The organism is Nocardia aegles (assembly GCF_052545135.1).
In genome coordinates, this window is sequence record NZ_JBQWRI010000005.1 from 51,051 (window position 1) to 66,729 (window position 15,679).

General features: G+C 67.1%; 16 protein-coding genes. 12 read left to right on the forward strand and 4 right to left on the reverse strand.

From position 1 onward, the window contains the following. Positions 1-14: 14 nt before the first annotated feature. The 3 genes from ACT89H_RS15920 (at position 15) to ACT89H_RS15930 (ending at position 4,188) form a co-directional block, all read left to right on the forward strand. On the forward strand, positions 15-1,877 hold the full coding sequence (locus ACT89H_RS15920; RefSeq protein WP_445109396.1) for a dynamin family protein: 1,863 nt from the start codon (positions 15-17) through the stop codon (positions 1,875-1,877). Beyond that, on the forward strand, positions 1,874-3,427 hold the full coding sequence (locus ACT89H_RS15925) for a dynamin family protein (RefSeq protein WP_445109397.1): 1,554 nt from the start codon (positions 1,874-1,876) through the stop codon (positions 3,425-3,427). Before ACT89H_RS15920 ends, ACT89H_RS15925 begins: the two co-directional genes overlap by 4 nt. A gap of 116 nt (positions 3,428-3,543) precedes the next feature. After that, the gene (locus ACT89H_RS15930) at positions 3,544-4,188 is read left to right on the forward strand and encodes an HhH-GDP family DNA glycosylase (protein WP_445109398.1); all 645 of its coding nucleotides are present in this window, start codon (positions 3,544-3,546) and stop codon (positions 4,186-4,188) included. 57 nt (positions 4,189-4,245) lie between these two features. Here the strand turns inward: ACT89H_RS15930 and ACT89H_RS15935 are convergent, their stop codons facing one another. Then, entirely contained in the window at positions 4,246-4,638 is a 393-nt protein-coding gene (locus ACT89H_RS15935; protein ID WP_445109399.1) for an MDR/zinc-dependent alcohol dehydrogenase-like family protein, read from the reverse strand. A gap of 483 nt (positions 4,639-5,121) precedes the next feature. On the opposite strand from ACT89H_RS15935, the gene dnaK reads away from it, so the two are divergent. The 5 genes from dnaK to ACT89H_RS15960 all read left to right on the forward strand — a co-directional run bounded on the left by dnaK (position 5,122) and on the right by ACT89H_RS15960 (position 10,931). After that, positions 5,122-6,969 (forward strand): molecular chaperone DnaK, encoded by a 1,848-nt coding sequence (dnaK, locus tag ACT89H_RS15940; protein WP_445109400.1) that lies wholly within the window; start codon positions 5,122-5,124, stop codon positions 6,967-6,969. Further along, positions 6,966-7,625: a nucleotide exchange factor GrpE gene (grpE, locus tag ACT89H_RS15945; protein ID WP_445109401.1), complete on the forward strand. Its 660-nt coding sequence runs from the start codon at positions 6,966-6,968 to the stop codon at positions 7,623-7,625. The genes dnaK and grpE overlap by 4 nt, the downstream gene beginning before the upstream one ends. Positions 7,626-7,649: 24 nt before the next feature. Continuing rightward, complete coding sequence (gene dnaJ, locus ACT89H_RS15950; RefSeq protein ID WP_445109402.1) at positions 7,650-8,810, forward strand: molecular chaperone DnaJ; 1,161 nt, start codon at positions 7,650-7,652, stop codon at positions 8,808-8,810. Continuing rightward, positions 8,810-9,229 (forward strand): heat shock protein transcriptional repressor HspR, encoded by a 420-nt coding sequence (locus tag ACT89H_RS15955; RefSeq protein ID WP_445109403.1) that lies wholly within the window; start codon positions 8,810-8,812, stop codon positions 9,227-9,229. The genes dnaJ and ACT89H_RS15955 overlap by 1 nt, the downstream gene beginning before the upstream one ends. Positions 9,230-9,761: 532 nt before the next feature. After that, positions 9,762-10,931, forward strand: a complete 1,170-nt coding sequence (locus ACT89H_RS15960) for a globin domain-containing protein (protein WP_445109404.1) — start codon at positions 9,762-9,764, stop codon at positions 10,929-10,931. A 250-nt stretch (positions 10,932-11,181) separates the two neighbouring features. Here the strand turns inward: ACT89H_RS15960 and ACT89H_RS15965 are convergent, their stop codons facing one another. The 3 genes from ACT89H_RS15965 to ACT89H_RS15975 form a co-directional block, all read right to left on the reverse strand. After that, entirely contained in the window at positions 11,182-11,622 is a 441-nt protein-coding gene (locus ACT89H_RS15965) for an NUDIX hydrolase (RefSeq protein ID WP_445109405.1), read from the reverse strand. 6 nt (positions 11,623-11,628) lie between these two features. Then, entirely contained in the window at positions 11,629-11,778 is a 150-nt protein-coding gene (locus ACT89H_RS15970) for a hypothetical protein (protein WP_445109406.1), read from the reverse strand. 437 nt (positions 11,779-12,215) lie between these two features. Next, positions 12,216-13,436 carry a helix-turn-helix domain-containing protein gene (locus tag ACT89H_RS15975; protein ID WP_445109407.1) on the reverse strand — a complete coding sequence of 407 codons (1,221 nt, stop codon included), beginning with the start codon at positions 13,434-13,436 and terminating at the stop codon, positions 12,216-12,218. A 65-nt stretch (positions 13,437-13,501) separates the two neighbouring features. On the opposite strand from ACT89H_RS15975, the gene ACT89H_RS15980 reads away from it, so the two are divergent. The 4 genes from ACT89H_RS15980 (at position 13,502) to ACT89H_RS15995 (ending at position 15,288) form a co-directional block, all read left to right on the forward strand. Further along, entirely contained in the window at positions 13,502-14,176 is a 675-nt protein-coding gene (locus tag ACT89H_RS15980) for a hypothetical protein (protein ID WP_445109408.1), read from the forward strand. Between the two features lie 258 nt (positions 14,177-14,434). Continuing rightward, a complete protein-coding gene (locus ACT89H_RS15985; RefSeq protein WP_445109409.1) occupies positions 14,435-14,698 on the forward strand; it encodes a hypothetical protein in 264 nt (87 codons plus the stop codon). Between the two features lie 77 nt (positions 14,699-14,775). Next, the gene (locus ACT89H_RS15990) at positions 14,776-15,090 is read left to right on the forward strand and encodes a hypothetical protein (RefSeq protein ID WP_445109410.1); all 315 of its coding nucleotides are present in this window, start codon (positions 14,776-14,778) and stop codon (positions 15,088-15,090) included. A 30-nt stretch (positions 15,091-15,120) separates the two neighbouring features. Beyond that, positions 15,121-15,288 carry a hypothetical protein gene (locus ACT89H_RS15995; RefSeq protein ID WP_445109411.1) on the forward strand — a complete coding sequence of 56 codons (168 nt, stop codon included), beginning with the start codon at positions 15,121-15,123 and terminating at the stop codon, positions 15,286-15,288. Positions 15,289-15,679: the final 391 nt, after the last annotated feature.

The window sequence follows — 15,679 nt, forward strand, 5'->3', positions numbered from 1 at the left end:
AGGTCCATACCGCGATGGGGACACCCGTGCCGAACGCCACTCCACCGGCGGTACCGCTGCTGTCGGTACTCGGTGAAACCATCGCGGCGGCCCGTGCCGCGGGACGCAACGATCTGGTCGGCCGCTTGGAGGTGGCGGCCGACCGGGTCCGCGACCCGCGGCGGCGCATCGTCGTCGCCGGACAGCTGGACCAGGGCAAGAGCCGTTTCGTCAACGCGCTGCTGAACCTGGACATCTGCCCGGTCGGCGACGATGCCACCACCGCGGTGCCGATGCTGCTCGCGCACGGTCCCGAGCCGCGCGCGGAGCTGGTCCTCGCGGCGCACGGCGATTCCAGCGGCGCGGAGACCAGGGTGGCGGTGTCGATCGCGGAGATCGGTGCGATCGACCAGCGCGCCCCGCTCGCGCAGGGACGGCGGATCGTGCGGCTCGAGGTTCAGATCCCCAACGCACTGCTGGCCGACGGCATCGCGCTGATCGACACCCCCGGCGTCGGCGGCCACGGTAACGCCCATGCGGCGGGCGTGCTCGGACTGGTGCCCGCCGCGGACGCGGTGCTGGTGCTGTCGGACGCGTCGACCGAACTCACCGAACCCGAGCTGGCGTTCCTGCGGCAGGTGCGGGAACTGTGCCCGACGGTGGCGGTGCTGCTCACCAAGACCGACCTGTACCCGCACTGGCGTCAGGTGCACGAGGCCGATCTGGGCCATCTCGCCCGCGCCGGCCTCGATGTGCCGATGATCCCGGTGTCGTCGCTGCTGCGCAGCCACGCGATGCGGTTGCAGGACCCACAGTTGGGTGTGGAATCCGGCTTCGGTGTGCTGTACACCTTCCTGCGCGATCAGGTGGTGGCCCGCGATCAGCTGGCCACCCGCACCGCCGTGGCCGGCGACATCCGCTCCGCGGCAGAGCATCTCGCGCTGGCGCTGGGCAGTGAGCTGGTCGCGGTCCGCGATCCCGCCCAGGGCGCGGCGGCGGTGCGCGAGCTGCAATCCGCCCGATCCGCGGCGGAGGAACTGCACCGCAGGACCGCCGCCTGGCAGCAGACGCTCGCCGACGGCATCACCGACCTGGCCGGGGACGTGGACCACGACCTGCGCGACCGCCTGCGCAATCTGGCACGCACCACCGAGGAATGGATCGACGAGCACGATCCCGGCCGGCACTGGGACCGCATCGCCGAACACCTCACCGGCACCGTCGATACCGCGCTCGGTGACAATCTGCTGTGGACGCACGCGCGCGCGATCCAGCTCGCCGAGCGCGTCGCCGAACATTTCGCCGAGCTCGGCGCCGTCGACCTGCCGGATGTGCGCCCGGGTGTCGGCGCCGACACCGGCCGCGCCATCACCGGCACGCTCGCCGATCTGGAACCCGACATCGGTTTCGGCAGCAAGCTGCTCGTCGGCATGCGCGGCTCCTACGGCGGCGTACTCATGGTCGGGCTGGCCAGCACCTTCGCCGGGCTCGCCATGCTCAACCCGATCTCGATCGGCGCGGGATTGATCGTGGGCGGCAAGGCCTTCCGGGACGACAAGCAGGCCAGGCTGGCCAAGCGACGCAGCGAGGCGAAGGCGGCGGTGCGCCGTTTCGTCGACGATGTGGCGTTCCAGGCGGGCAAGGAGTCGAAGGATCGGCTGCACCGCATCCACCGCGCGTTGCGCGACCATTACGCTGGCGTCGCCGAACGCAGCCTGCGCTCGATCGACGAGTCGCTGCGGGCCGCGCAGGAGGCGGCGTCGATGGTCGCCACCCGCCGCGCCGAACGCGGCGCGCAACTGGAACAGCAACTGCGCGTGGTCGCCGAACTACGCCGATACGCCGATGCCATGCAGACCGCACTACCGATGGGACCCGCCGGTACGGTAACCCCGTGAGACGTGATGGTGACGCGGTGCCGGGAATCGTCGCCGAGGCGCATCGGCTGGTCGGGGCTGCGCAGGCGGCGCTCGCGGGGGAGCCGCGGCCGCGTGCCCTGCTGGCCGACTGCGCCCGCCGATTGGATCAGCCGCTGCGGGTCGCGCTCGCCGGTTCCATCAAGGCGGGCAAATCCACGCTACTGAATTCACTTGTCGGACAGGACATCGCCCCGACCGACGCGACCGAGTGCACCAGGGTGGTCACCTGGTACCGGTACGGTTCCACCCCCAGCGTGACGGCGTACGCGCCCGACGGTGCCCGCGCGCACGTCGTGGTCCGCCGCGGCAGCGGGACGCACGGGCTGACCTTCGATCTGGACCGCCTCAACTGGAACGCCCCGGCCCCGCGCGAGGTCGACCATCTCGAGGTCGAGTGGCCTGCCGCGACGCTGGCGCACACCACCATCATCGACACCCCCGGCACGTCGTCGCTGTCGCGCGAGGTATCGCGGCGCACCGCGCGTCTGCTGACGCCCGGCGCGGACGACGAGCGGTCCGAGCAGAGCATCGCCATCCCGGGCGCCGACGCTGTCGTCTATCTGTTGCGCCGGCTGGATGCGACGGACGTGCAGTTTCTCGAGCGCGTGGGCGCCGGGACCGCCGTGGCGAACGGTGGGCCGGGGGCGCCGGGTCCGCTCGGCATCGTCGGCGTGGTCTCGCGGGCCGACGAGATCGGGGCAGGCCGGATCGATGCGCTGCATTCGGCGCGTGAGGTCGCCACGCGTTTCGCCGGGGAATTGGAACGAACGGGTCTGTGCCAGGCGGTGATCCCGGTCGCCGGGCTGCTCGCGTTCGCCGCGGCGACGCTGCGTCAGCAGGAGTTCGCGGCTTTCGAGACGCTGGCGCGGGTTCCGGTCGACGAGCTGAGCGCCGCGTTGCTCTCGGCGGATCGTTTCGCGCGCGCCGACGTGCCGCTTCCGGTGCCGCCGGAACTGCGCGCGCAGCTCGCCGAGCGGTTCGGGTTGTTCGGCATCCGGATGGCGGTGACGCTGATCCGGCTCGGTGTGCGGGATTCGGCCACGCTGGCCGCCGAGTTGACCAGCCGCAGCGGCGTGGACGAACTGCGCTCGGTACTCGATGTGCAGTTCGGTCAACGCGCCGACCAGCTCAAAGCGCATTCCGCGCTGACCGCGCTGGCCCGGGTGCTGACCGCCTTCCGCGGCACCCAGGCCGATCGCCTGCTGCCCAGGGTGCGCACCTTGCTCGCGGACGTGCACGGTTTCGCCGAATTGCGCCTGCTCGGCCGCCTGCGCACCGACGATCTGGCGCTACCCGCGGACGATCTCGCCGAACTGCACCGCCTCATCGGCGGTTCCGGGATCGCACCCCATCTGCGCCTGGGTCTGCCGTTCGACGCGCCGCTGCCGGCGCAGCGCGCCCAAGCGGTGGCCGCGGTACGGAAATGGCGCGCGCGGGCACGTCACCCGCTCGCCGACCAGTTCACCGCCACGGCCTGTCTGACCGCCGCTCGCAGTGCGGAGGGCACCTTGAGCGTGTTGCCGGAATGATCGCACCGCCGCCTCGGCCGGCGCGGTGACCTGCGAGGACGTCGCACCTGTGCCCGGACGGGCGGTGTAGCCGACGTCCGCCCGGGTATGCGCCCAGGTAGCGAGAGGAGTCAACGATGAGCCAAAAGGACGTCGTACACGAATTGCTGGTCCGTGCGGGCACAGGATATGCCGAGGAAGCAGGTATCACGCTCGACGACAAACCGGCCGCACTTTTCCAATTGCTCATGCTTTCCCAACTGCTCAGCACCCGCATCGCCGCGGAGATCGCCATCGAGGCCACCCGCGAGCTGATCGGCAGCGGTTATCGGACGCCGCACCGCGTGGCGGACGCGAGCTGGCAGGAATTGGTCGACGCGCTGGGACGGGGACACTATCGCCGCTACGACGAGAGCACCGCGACACGACTGGGCCACAACGCCTCGCGCGTCCTCGACCGCTACCACGGCGACTTGCGGGAACTGGCGAAGAAGGCGGACAACGACCCGCAGCGCGCCGCGGAACTGCTGCAAGAGTTCGACGGCATCGGTCCGACCGGAGCCGATATCTTCCTGCGCGAGATCCAAGACATCTGGACCTGGGTCCGGCCGTACTTCGACGAACGTGCCCTGCGCGGCGCGAAGCGCGTCCAGTTGCCGGAGGATCCCGACCGGCTGGCGAGTCTGGCGCCGGATCACCACACCGCCGAGCTCGCCGCGGCCTTGGTGCGGGTAACGCTGGACGAGAAGATCGCCGACGAGGTCTTGGCCGCCGCGCCCTGATCGAGCGCGTTCACAGCGGGGCCGCGCCCGACACGCCCGCGGCCTTCAGCATGCTGATCACCGCCGAACCGATCGGCCCGCAGCCGATGACGAACGCGGTCTGCCTCTTGCCGCGCCCCGGCGCACGGCGTGCCAGGCCACCGCCATCGGCTCGGTCAGCGCGGCGTGTTCGGCGGACAACCCGTTGGGCACCGGCATGGTCATCGATTCCCGCACCACCACCTGTTCGGTGTAGGCGCCGGGCGCGGCGGTCATCAGCCCGACGAAGAGGGGTTGCCCGCCGTGCCGGACGATCAGCAGGGCGACCACCGGCGTCCCCGGTTTCCACCTTCGATGGCAGTCCGGGCCCTCCGAACGCATGAAGTGCCCGTTGCCCGTAGCCCGTTGCCCGTAGCCAGTAGCCCGCAGCCACGGCGAGGTCGGCCAGGTCGGCGGCGTGCGCGCGGGCATGCAGGTCCGAGCCGCAGATACCGATCAGCAGTTGACCCGCGCCGGGCCGGGGCGTGGGCAATTCCGCGACCTCGAATTCGGCGGCGGTGACGACGGCGGCCCTCGCGGCGACTCCTCGGATCGATGGCGCGCGGTGGACGCCCCGCCGTCACCCTACTGCCGCAGGGTCACACGGACTGTCGACATCCCGGCTCCCCCGCCGCCTCCTAACGTGTCACAGATCACAGTCGAGTGCGGCCGTCCGGGAATCAAACGTGCGAGTCGCCCGTTGAGTATTTCGACAATATTGAGTGCGGTGGGCTCAAGTTTCGGTTGACTCCGAGACTCCTGCGGGGCAGGATTGAGCCGACCACGCTCAGTGTTGCTGGGGCCGTGCTCCGTGAGGTGCTAGGGGCGAGGTCTCGTCGGCGTCCGCAGCGGGCATCAAGGGCGGTATTCGCCCGGCACCGACACACATTGGTACGTCAATTAGGAGGAACCACCATGGCTCGTGCGGTCGGAATCGACCTCGGGACCACGAACTCGGTCGTCGCCGTTCTCGAAGGCGGTGAGCCGGTCGTCGTCGCCAACTCGGAAGGATCGCGCACCACCCCGTCGATCGTCGCGTTCGCGAAGAACGGCGAGGTACTCGTCGGCCAGCCGGCCAAGAACCAGGCAGTCACCAACGTCGACCGCACCATTCGCTCCGTCAAGCGGCACATCGGCACCGACTGGTCGGTGGACATCGACGCCAAGAAGTACACCCCGCAGGAGATCAGCGCGCGCGTGCTGATGAAGCTGAAGCGCGACGCGGAGTCCTACCTCGGTGAGGAGATCACCGACGCGGTCATCACCGTGCCCGCCTACTTCGAGGACGCCCAGCGGCAGGCCACGAAGGAAGCAGGCCAGATCGCGGGCCTGAACGTGCTGCGCATCGTCAACGAGCCCACCGCGGCGGCGCTCGCCTACGGCCTGGACAAGGGCGACAAGGAACAGACCATCCTGGTCTTCGACCTCGGTGGCGGTACCTTCGACGTCTCGCTGCTGGAAATCGGCGAGGGCGTCGTCGAGGTCCGCGCGACCTCCGGTGACAACCACCTCGGTGGTGACGACTGGGACGAGCGGGTCGTGCAGTGGCTGGTCGACAAGTTCAAGGCCAGCTCGGGCATCGACCTGACCAAGGACAAGATGGCCATGCAGCGGCTGCGTGAGGCCGCCGAGAAGGCCAAGATCGAGCTGAGCTCCTCGCAGAGCACCTCGATCAACCTGCCCTACATCACCGTCGACGCGGACAAGAACCCGCTGTTCCTCGACGAGCAGCTCACCCGCGCCGAGTTCCAGAAGATCACCTCGGACCTGCTCGATCGCACCCGCGCGCCGTTCCAGTCCGTGATCAAGGACGCGGGCATCAAGGTGTCCGACATCGACCACGTCGTGCTGGTCGGCGGTTCCACCCGGATGCCCGCCGTCACCGACCTGGTGCGCGAGCTGACCGGTGGCAAGGAGCCCAACAAGGGCGTGAACCCGGACGAGGTCGTCGCCGTGGGCGCCGCCCTGCAGGCCGGTGTGCTCAAGGGTGAGGTCAAGGACGTCCTGCTGCTCGATGTCACCCCGCTGTCGCTGGGCATCGAGACCAAGGGCGGCGTGATGACCAAGCTCATCGAGCGCAACACCACCATCCCGACCAAGCGCTCGGAGACCTTCACCACGGCCGATGACAACCAGCCGTCGGTGCAGATCCAGGTGTTCCAGGGTGAGCGCGAGATCGCCTCGCACAACAAGCTGCTCGGTTCCTTCGAGCTGACCGGCATCCCGCCCGCCCCGCGCGGAGTCCCGCAGATCGAGGTCACCTTCGACATCGACGCCAACGGCATCGTGCACGTCACCGCGAAGGACAAGGGCACCGGCAAGGAGAACACGATCAAGATCCAGGACGGCTCGGGCCTGTCCAAGGAAGAGATCGATCGGATGGTCAAGGACGCCGAGGCGCACGCGGCCGAGGACAAGGCGCGTCGCGAGGAGGCGGAGACCCGCAACCAGGCCGAGTCGCTGGTCCATCAGACCGAGAAGTTCATCAAGGAGAACGAGGACAAGGTCCCCGCGGACGTCAAGACCAAGGTCGAGGCGGCCATCGCCGAGGCGAACGAGGCGCTGAAGGGCACCGACATCGCGGCGGTCAAGGCAGCCGTCGAGAAGCTGGCGACCGAGTCGCAGGCCCTCGGCCAGGCCATCTACGAGGCCTCCGCGGCGGGCGCCGCCGCGCAGGGCGACGGCGCGTCGAGCGCCGCGTCGGATGACCAGGTCGTGGACGCCGAGGTCGTGGACGAGCCGGTCGACACGGAGAAGAAGTGACCGAGGGCAACTCCGAGAAGGAGCCGATCACCTTCGTCGACAACCGGAAGATCGATCCGGAGACCGGTGAGGTCAGGCAGCCGGCCGCGGACAATGGCGCCGCGGCCGCGCAGGCCCCGCAGGTGGACGAGGGCGTGGATATCGACAACGACGACGCCCTCGCCGACACCATCAGCGGCGAGCTCGCCGAGCGCACCGCCGACCTGCAGCGGCTGACCGCCGAGTACGCCAACTACCGGCGCAGGGTCGAACGCGACCGCAAGGCCGTCATCGACAACGCCAAGGCGTCGGTGGTCACCGAGTTGCTCGGCGTGCTCGACGATCTCGACCGTGCGCGGGCGCACGGTGACCTGGAGTCCGGTCCGCTGCGGTCGGTGGCCGACAAGCTGTCGGCCGCGCTGCTCAAGCAGGGCCTCGAGGAGTTCGGTTCGGAGGGCGAGCCTTTCGACCCGACCCTGCACGAGGCCGTGCAGCACGAGGGCTCCGGCCATGACCCGGTGATCGGCATTGTGATGCGCAAAGGCTATCGCTTCGGCGATAGGGTGCTTCGGCACGCGCTCGTCGGGGTAACCGACGGCGTAGCCGATTTGACGGAAAACGCTGTTCAACCGACCGAAGAGGCATCGGATGTTGATGCCGGCGCGAACGATCAATAAGGACGCGAGAGGAGGAGATGCTCGGTGAGCCAGCGGGAGTGGATCGAAAAGGACTTCTACAAGGAGCTGGGTGTTTCCTCCGGCGCCTCGCAGGACGAGATCAAGAAGGCCTATCGCAAGCTCGCCCGCGACTTGCATCCGGACGCCAACCCCGGTGACACCAGAGCCGAGGAGCGGTTCAAGGCCGTCAGCGAGGCGCACGCCGTGCTGTCGGATCCGGACAAACGCAAGGAGTACGACGACACCCGCAAGCTCTTCGCGGGTGGGGGCTACGGTCGCGGTGGCTTCGGCGCCGGTGCGGGCGGCGGCTTCTCGCAGGAGTTCAACCTCGGGGACATCTTCGGCGGCGCCGCCGGTGCCGCCGACGGTGGCCTCGGCGACCTGCTCGGCGGTCTGTTCAACCGGGGCGGCGCGCGGACGTCGAGCCGCCCCCGGCGCGGCGCCGACGTGGAGACCGAGACCACGCTCGGCTTCCGGGAGGCGGCCCAGGGTGTCACGGTTCCGCTGCGGATGACCAGCCCGTCGCCGTGCACCACGTGTCACGGCAGCGGCGCCAAACCGGGCACGAGTCCGCGAGTCTGCCCGATCTGCAACGGAACCGGCATCGTCAGCCGCAACCAGGGCGCGTTCGGCTTCAGCGAGCCGTGCGACGAGTGCCGGGGCAGCGGGTCGATCATCGACGACCCGTGCCTCGACTGCCATGGCAGCGGCATCCAGAACCGCACGCGCACCATCACGGTGCGGATTCCTCCTGGAGTCGGTGACGGGCAACGGATCCGGCTGGCCGGTCAGGGTGAGGCGGGACTGCGCGGGGCGCCCTCGGGTGACCTGTATGTCACCGTCCACGTCAGCCAGGACAAGGTCTTCGGCCGCAACGGCGATGACCTGACCCTGGTGCTGCCGGTCAGTTACAGTGAATTGGTCCTCGGCACTACCGTTTCGGTGCCCACGCTGGAGGGCCGGGTCGGCGTCAAGGTGCCTCCCGGCACCGCCGACGGCCGTACCCTGCGGGTACGCGGCCGCGGCGTGCCCAAGCGCGGCGGCGGCGCGGGTGACCTGCTGGTGACGGTGAAGGTCGCGGTGCCGCAGAAGCTGGACGACAACGCCGTCGAGGCGCTGAAGCGCTATCAAGAGGCCGAGCGGGCAGGCGGCTTCGATCCACGTGCGGGATGGGCAGGTGCGTGATGTCCTCGGAACCGAAGAGCGCGTCCGGCGGGTCGCGGGCCGAGTTCTTCATGATCTCGGTGGCGGCCCAGCTGGCCGGCATGCACGCGCAGACGCTGCGCACGTATGACCGTCTGGGACTGGTCACGCCGCAACGTACTTCGGGCGGTGGTCGGCGCTACTCGGCCCGGGACGTGGAGCTGCTGCGCGAGGTGCAGCGGCTGTCCCAGGACGAGGGCGTCAACCTGGCGGGCATCAAGCGCATCATCGAACTGACCAACCAGGTGGAGGAGCTGCGCCAGCAGGTCGCGGAACTGTCGGCCGAGCTGGAGCGGACGCGGGCGGCGTACCGTCCGGATCTCGCTCCGCAGCAGCGCAGTACCGCACTCGTCGTCTGGCAGCCGCGGCACCGTCGCGAGGACGGGCAGCGCAGACGATAACCGGCACGACGTCGGCCCCGGCCTCGGTCGCACATCGCGATCCGGCGCCGGGGCCGTCGTCGTTACCGGCCGTTGTCATAGATATTTGCTGAAGGTAAACCAGTACGTTTTCGGCGGAATTTGGTGCGGCCATGTGCATTTCGTTTTCGATCAACTGTAAATTTCTGACGTAGATCTGTTTACGCAACCTGTTCGGATTGTCCGATTCGATCTCCCGCGGGCGCTCGGAGTGTTGCCCCGAAGTCGCTAGAACAGACCAATCGGGACGTAATTCCTCGGGCGGGCCTTGGTAATTCGGTGTGCGCACGACTGAATTCGGGCCGAATCTGCGGTCTCGCAGTCGGTTTCTCCGGCGTTTCGCGTTGGATACCCCTCGTTTCGGTGAAATAGCGCGCGGTATGTTCCTTCGAAAGATTCCGTAGCTGGCAAACCTCGCCTACACTCCTTTCCATCGGCTGCTGTCGAGTGGCCCCGCAGCACCTCACTCGCCGGCATGGTTCGTGAACGAGGGCGAAATGGGGTTGTGAGACCAATGGATTCACGCACTGTCGCTTTGATCAGGACTACATTCAAGGCGGTTGCTGCGGAGGATGGGGGGACGGAGAAACTGGCGAGATCGTTCTACGCGATCTTGTTCACCGATTACCCGCACGTCCGCGATTTCTTTCCCGCCGCGATGGACGCCCAGCGCGACCGCCTGGTCAAGGCGATCTCCTATGCGCTGGACCGATTGGAGGAGCCGGACAAGCTGCTGCCCTTCCTGGCCCAACTCGGCAGGGACCACCGCAAGTACGGCGTGCAGCCCGAGCACTACGCCGCCGTCGCCACCGCGCTGAAGACCGCGGTGCAGATTTTCGCGGGCACCGAGATGTGGACCGACGAGGTGGACCGGGCCTGGGACGAGGGCCTGGAGATCATCTCCGACACCATGATCGGGGCGGCGGAGAAGGAGACCACGCCGTCGGTGTGGACCGGAACGGTGATCGAGCGCCGGGAGGTGCTGCCCAATCTGGTCGTCGTCCGGCTGCAACTGGACCAGCCGATGCGCTACGCCGCTGGTCAATACCTCAGCGTGCAGGTCCCGTCGCGGCCGCGCATGTGGCGTTATCTCTCGCCGGCCGTACCCGCGAACGCCGATGGTGAGATCGAGTTCCACGTCCGCAGCGTGCTGGGCGGCTGGGTCAGTTCGGCCATCGTCGGCCAGACCGCCATCGGCGACCAGTGGCTGCTCGGCTCGCCGCTCGGCGGCCTCGGCGTTCCGCGCAGCGCCAAACGCAAGATGCTGATGGTCGGCTGCGGCACCGGCATCGCGCCGCTGCGCGCGCAGCTGATGTCGATGGCGATGCGGCGGATCAATCCGAAGGTGCATCTGTTCGTCGGCGGCCACCACCCGTGCGACCTCTACGACTTGGCGACGTTGAACGATTTGGCGATGGCCAACCGCTGGCTCACGGTCACGCCGGTGAGCGAGCACGACGAAAACCCCTGGTGGTACACCGAACCGGAGGAGCCACGCGCCGCCTGGCCCGGCCTGGAACCTCGGGTGACCGGTCAGATCGGCAAGGTCGTCGCCAGTTTCGGCGCCTGGTCCGACCGCGACGTACAGATCGCCGGTTCCCCCTCGATGGTGCAGACCACCAAGTTCCGCCTCATGGCAGCGGGGACCCTCGCGAAGAACATCCGCCACGATCCGTTGTATTGATCGAAACGCAGCGGCCCGGCTCCTTGACCATTCGAGGTCAGCGGGCGGGCCGTGGTGGTCGACGCAGCTATGTGGGGTTCTTGCTGTCACGAACGCCGACCTGCCTCCGTCGAGATGCGGTGCGGGAAATTCCCGACGGTCGGGTGTTCACCCGCAGTCAACGTAGCCCGCTCCGTTTCAGGAGCGCGCTACTGGGCGTTGCGGAGACTTCGGTTTGTTACCCGTCGGCGCGGCCGATTTGACTGTGCGGTCAGCTCTCGCGGTACCGTGCCAGAACCTGCTTTACGGCGTCCGTGACCGGTGGCTCTTCGACCAGGCTGGTCCAGGTGTATGCGTCGTGTTCGGTCAGTTCCACGGGCTCGGTCTCGCCGACCTCGACGGTGAAGTTGAACTGTCGGCTTTTCTTGCCGCTGCCGGATTGGTAGTCGAACTCGCCGAGGTAGTTCGTGATGGCGGTGACGTCGAGGCCGGTCTCTTCCTTGACTTCCCGAATGAGGGCTTGATCGATGGCTTCGCCGGGATCGACTTTGCCGCTGGGGAGTTCCCAGATTCCACCCATGAAGTCGTCGGCGGGGCGTTGCAGTAGGAGGACTTTGCCGCCGTGCTGGACGACGGCACCGACGACGCGTTGTTGTACCTCGTCCTGGTCGGCTTCCCGTGTCAACTTCTCCAGCAGTGTGGTCTCGATCATCGAGCCCTATCCTTTCAGGTCGGTGTGGTGGGTGATCACTTTGTGCAGTGCTTCGATGTAGCGGTCGACGAGCGGGAGGTCCTCGTCTCGATGCCAGACGGGGAGCTTGAGCGTGGCGTGGTGCAGCGCTTCGGCGCGGGTAGTCACCGGGGGCATATGCCAGCTTGCCAGTGAAGGCCGGGAACAGCGGACGCGAGGCGGCGTGGAAGCGCTCGACCGGCACGTCATCGAAGAATCCATCGTCGTAGCGAATCGTGAACCCATACCAGGCTGGTCGCGTGTGCGATTCATGCCAAGTGGTGGTCAAACCCGGCACTCGCCGGAGTTCGTCGTGAATGTGCTCAGCCCGTGGTGGTCGACGCGCCTATCGGCGGTTGAACTCGCCGTTGTTCACAGCTGTGGTGAAGGCGTCCCACTCGCCGGGAACGGATACCACGGTCCGGTCGGGTTCTTGCTGTCAGGGATGCCGACCCTGCCCTGTCGCGATGCGGTGTGGGAAATTCCCGTCGGTCGGATATTCACCCGGCCGTGATCGGTCGTGCAATGGGGCGGTGGCAACCACGATCCGCCAGTGGCGAACCGTAATCACCGCCTCAGCGCGCCGCCAACATCCCCAGGAACTCCCGTACCTCCGGCACACGGGCATGCGGCCGAACCGCTGTGGCGACAGTGTCGAGCTTCTGATGAACCCGTGTCGACCCGATCTGACTGATCGCGTCGTAATGGTCGGTCAACACCTGGCAACCCCCTGCGATGTCTCCGGCCTGCACCAGGTTGCGGCCGAGCTGCACCTGCCACTCCGCCTGTTCCCGCGGCCAAGCCGCCGATCCGTCGATCGCCGCCCGGATCTGTTCCGACGCAGCCGTATGTTCGCCGAGGTACATATGCATGATTCCGGTCATACCGCTCAGCAAGGCGTCTGGAAGATAGACCCATTCCGGGTCGAACCCGCGACTGGATTCATACGCCCGGTACGCCCGGCTGAGTGCATCGGTGACCGCCGCTTTGTTGCCACTCGGATCTTGCATTCCCAGCGCATCCGCCTCGCGAATTGCCATGAGTGAGCGCAGCTTTGGACCGCCATGGCTCATTGCCGCACGCGAAGCCGCTTGGGCGTATTGCACCGCTTGCCGCGTGCCTGCCGGGGTGCCGCCATTCCATTCAGTCAGCAAGGAACTCGCGTTGCCCAGGGCATGCGCCACGGCGATGCCATCACCGGCTGCGGTGGCGGCTTGAGCCGCATCGGCATAGTAGCGACGCGCGTCATCCAGCCGTCCGGCGTCGTAGTGCACCCAACCTGCGGCCGTCATCATTTCAGCCGCAGCACTGGTCAAGGCCCCGCCTACCTCGTCAGTGTAGGTTCCGCTGTCCAGCAACTGCCCGACGTAGCGCACTTCGTTTGCCGCTACCCGGCACAGCCGGTCGCCGCCCACCAGCAGGTCCAGTTCGTGAATCTGGTTCACTGTCGCGTTGATCTCGGCGACGTCGCTGGCACCGATTCGGACACTGCCTGCTGCTGATGGGGTGCTTGCCCCCGCAGTTATGGCCGCACCAGCACCGATGGCGCCAGTTCGTAGGAAGTTGCGACGGTTCACATCCGCCTCCTCGTCAGACTCCACTACCAGTATGGCAAGTGGAACGTGGAGCGCCTTCGCTACTCGGCGTAGTACCCGCACATCGTGCACTGCGGCACCCCCATGTTCAAGCTGAGAAATGGCGGGCTGGGTATACCCGAGAATGGCTCCCAGTTCCGCCTGGGTCATGCCCAGCGACTTGCGGATGCGGCGGATGACCTCGCCCGTCTTCATGTGCATCCCGTTGTCTCCGCTCTCCTTCACGAAAGTGCATTTGCAAGAACGTTCAGATATCAGGGGATGCGTTGCCCAGCAATGCTTTTCGCCCCCACGAAGCACTTTATACGGTTCCAGTTATTTTCCAGAAGCTTCGGCTATTTGCGCCGGTCAACGGCGCAAACGGCGGCTTACGGTCGGGACCGGTACCCGGTACGGGGGTGACGCGATTTCACGTCGCTTGCCGGGCGAACCACAAACCGTCATTCGATGTGAATCGAGGTCTACTGGTGGATGAAACAGCGCTGGGTGATACACCGGTGTCCCGGTGTCAGTTCTATCGGCGCGAGTGCGGCCTACCTGCGGTGATCGATCCGCCTGAGCTGGGCCGGATCATCCTGCGCGCGGGCAGCGTCTGGGGCGTCACTATGCCGGTGCCGCTGGGGCAGCGGGTGAAAGCTCATTTGCAGAGTTGCGGAGATCGACTCGGTCCGATCATCGCGCATCCACGGTCGGGTCGGTGGACGTTCTTGGTCGACCCGGATATCCGTGCGGATGATATGGACCAGTACGCGAGGCTGTTCCGGCTGGATGTGTCGATCGCCGATACCGGCTCGACGATCGCGCTGCCGTCACCGTCGCCGGGCGGCGCGATACGGCGATGGATTGTTCCACCGCGCAACGCTTTCCGGCCTTCGGGCCGAGACGTGCTGACCGCGCTGCGGGTATGGCGTGATGACAAGCCGGTGAACCATGACCGATGACGAGGGTCGAGCACCCGCGACCGTGCCGGTGTCGGACTGCGCTGGAGCGGTGTTCCGCGCGGGCGATGCCATGTTGGCGATGGTTGTCTGCCCGAGGTGCGCGGTCACGGCCGCGGTCGCCGGCGACATGCACGCTCATAGCGATGGCGTGTGCGAAGCGAGAGGTGTGCGGGTTTTCGATGACCGCGTGACGCCGATCGCAGCGCAACAGCGGTCCATCAATCATGGTGCGGCGGCGTCGGGATTGGGGATGAGCCGATGATCGTGTTGCTCGCCGCCGCTGTCACCGCATGGATCATGACGTGCTACCTCGTGGGTACAACCGTGCTGGAACGGTGCGTCGACCGCGAAGGACTACCTGACCAGGCCCCGCACTGCTCGTGCCGGACCGGGCGAGGCGGTCTGAAATCCCTTCCGCCGCAGCCAGCGTTTGCCCACTTCGATACCTCAGCCATCGAGCGAATGTGCGACCGCACCGAACCGCTCGACGCGTTGCTGGCTAGCGAACCGATCCCGGCATAACCGACTGCCGCAACATATTCCGCGCTCCGACCCTATATCCCGCTGGTCGTCACCCGCACTGCCGAAGAGGTTTGGATATGACGATTCCCAAGACCGCGATCATCTTCATGGACCGAGGCCGCATGTCCCGCCTGGCCGTCGAACTGGAGGTAGCGGCCCGCGACATCGCCTCCTGCCACGGCCTCACCGTGGTGGGTGTCGTGATCGCACCCGCCGACCGCCCGGACGTGCTGGAAGACACCCTCGAACGCATCGCCCGCGCCGACATCACCGCCATCATCACCCCCACCCTCGCGCACATCGCACGCGAAACCCGCCGCATCCGACGACTCTGCGTCCTGTTGACCTGCAACCCACCCGCCACCTACACGCGAATACCCCGCCAATCCTGAGTCCACCCACCCGCCACGAAGGACCACACGATGAGCTGGATCATGGACTACTGCAACGACACCAACCCGCCCGCCGACCACAAACACGCCCACGGCCTACTGAAACTCCATGCGGTGTGCATACCGGCATGCCCCCGCAAACTCGCCGCCCAAGAGTGGCTCACTCGGCACACCGAAGCTCCGCCTGCCGAAAACTGAGGAACTGAGACTGTTACAGCCAGAGTGGCCGGGGCGCCTTCCGCTGGGACAGGCCGCCTCAGCCTCTCCGATCACCGGCCCGCCCACAAGATCTCAGACAGTCCCCTTGCGACTGCCACCCGTTCGGTCGGGATCGCCGTGGTCCATCGTGGGGATCGCGGAGAAAGATCGCGCCTTCTGGCATGTTAGTTGGCCGGCTTCTTCGATCGCGAGGTGTTACGCGCGATCATGCGAGTCCGGTGTGCTCGTCAGTCGCGGCTTCATATGATGGGCGATCGTCGCTGTCTACCAGCGGCTTTCACCCTTCGGCTAAGCGGCTGTTGACAACTTGGGCGCGGTAGGCCACCATCTTCGCAGCGGGCACAACTGTGTTCTCTTCCCGGATATGCCG

Excerpts from the sequence above, each read along its gene's own strand:
- ACT89H_RS15920 (WP_445109396.1), top strand. The coding sequence starts at position 15 with ATGGGGACACCCGTGCCGAACGCCACTCCACCGGCGGTACCGCTGCTG.
- ACT89H_RS15930 (WP_445109398.1), top strand. The coding sequence starts at position 3,544 with ATGAGCCAAAAGGACGTCGTACACGAATTGCTGGTCCGTGCGGGCACA.
- ACT89H_RS15935 (WP_445109399.1), bottom strand. The coding sequence starts at position 4,638 with ATGCCCGCGCGCACGCCGCCGACCTGGCCGACCTCGCCGTGGCTGCGG.
- dnaK (WP_445109400.1), top strand. The coding sequence starts at position 5,122 with ATGGCTCGTGCGGTCGGAATCGACCTCGGGACCACGAACTCGGTCGTC.
- ACT89H_RS15955 (WP_445109403.1), top strand. The coding sequence starts at position 8,810 with ATGTCCTCGGAACCGAAGAGCGCGTCCGGCGGGTCGCGGGCCGAGTTC.
- ACT89H_RS15960 (WP_445109404.1), top strand. The coding sequence starts at position 9,762 with ATGGATTCACGCACTGTCGCTTTGATCAGGACTACATTCAAGGCGGTT.
- ACT89H_RS15965 (WP_445109405.1), bottom strand. The coding sequence starts at position 11,622 with ATGATCGAGACCACACTGCTGGAGAAGTTGACACGGGAAGCCGACCAG.
- ACT89H_RS15970 (WP_445109406.1), bottom strand. The coding sequence starts at position 11,778 with ATGCCCCCGGTGACTACCCGCGCCGAAGCGCTGCACCACGCCACGCTC.
- ACT89H_RS15975 (WP_445109407.1), bottom strand. The coding sequence starts at position 13,436 with ATGCACATGAAGACGGGCGAGGTCATCCGCCGCATCCGCAAGTCGCTG.
- ACT89H_RS15985 (WP_445109409.1), top strand. The coding sequence starts at position 14,435 with ATGATCGTGTTGCTCGCCGCCGCTGTCACCGCATGGATCATGACGTGC.
- ACT89H_RS15990 (WP_445109410.1), top strand. The coding sequence starts at position 14,776 with ATGACGATTCCCAAGACCGCGATCATCTTCATGGACCGAGGCCGCATG.
- ACT89H_RS15995 (WP_445109411.1), top strand. The coding sequence starts at position 15,121 with ATGAGCTGGATCATGGACTACTGCAACGACACCAACCCGCCCGCCGAC.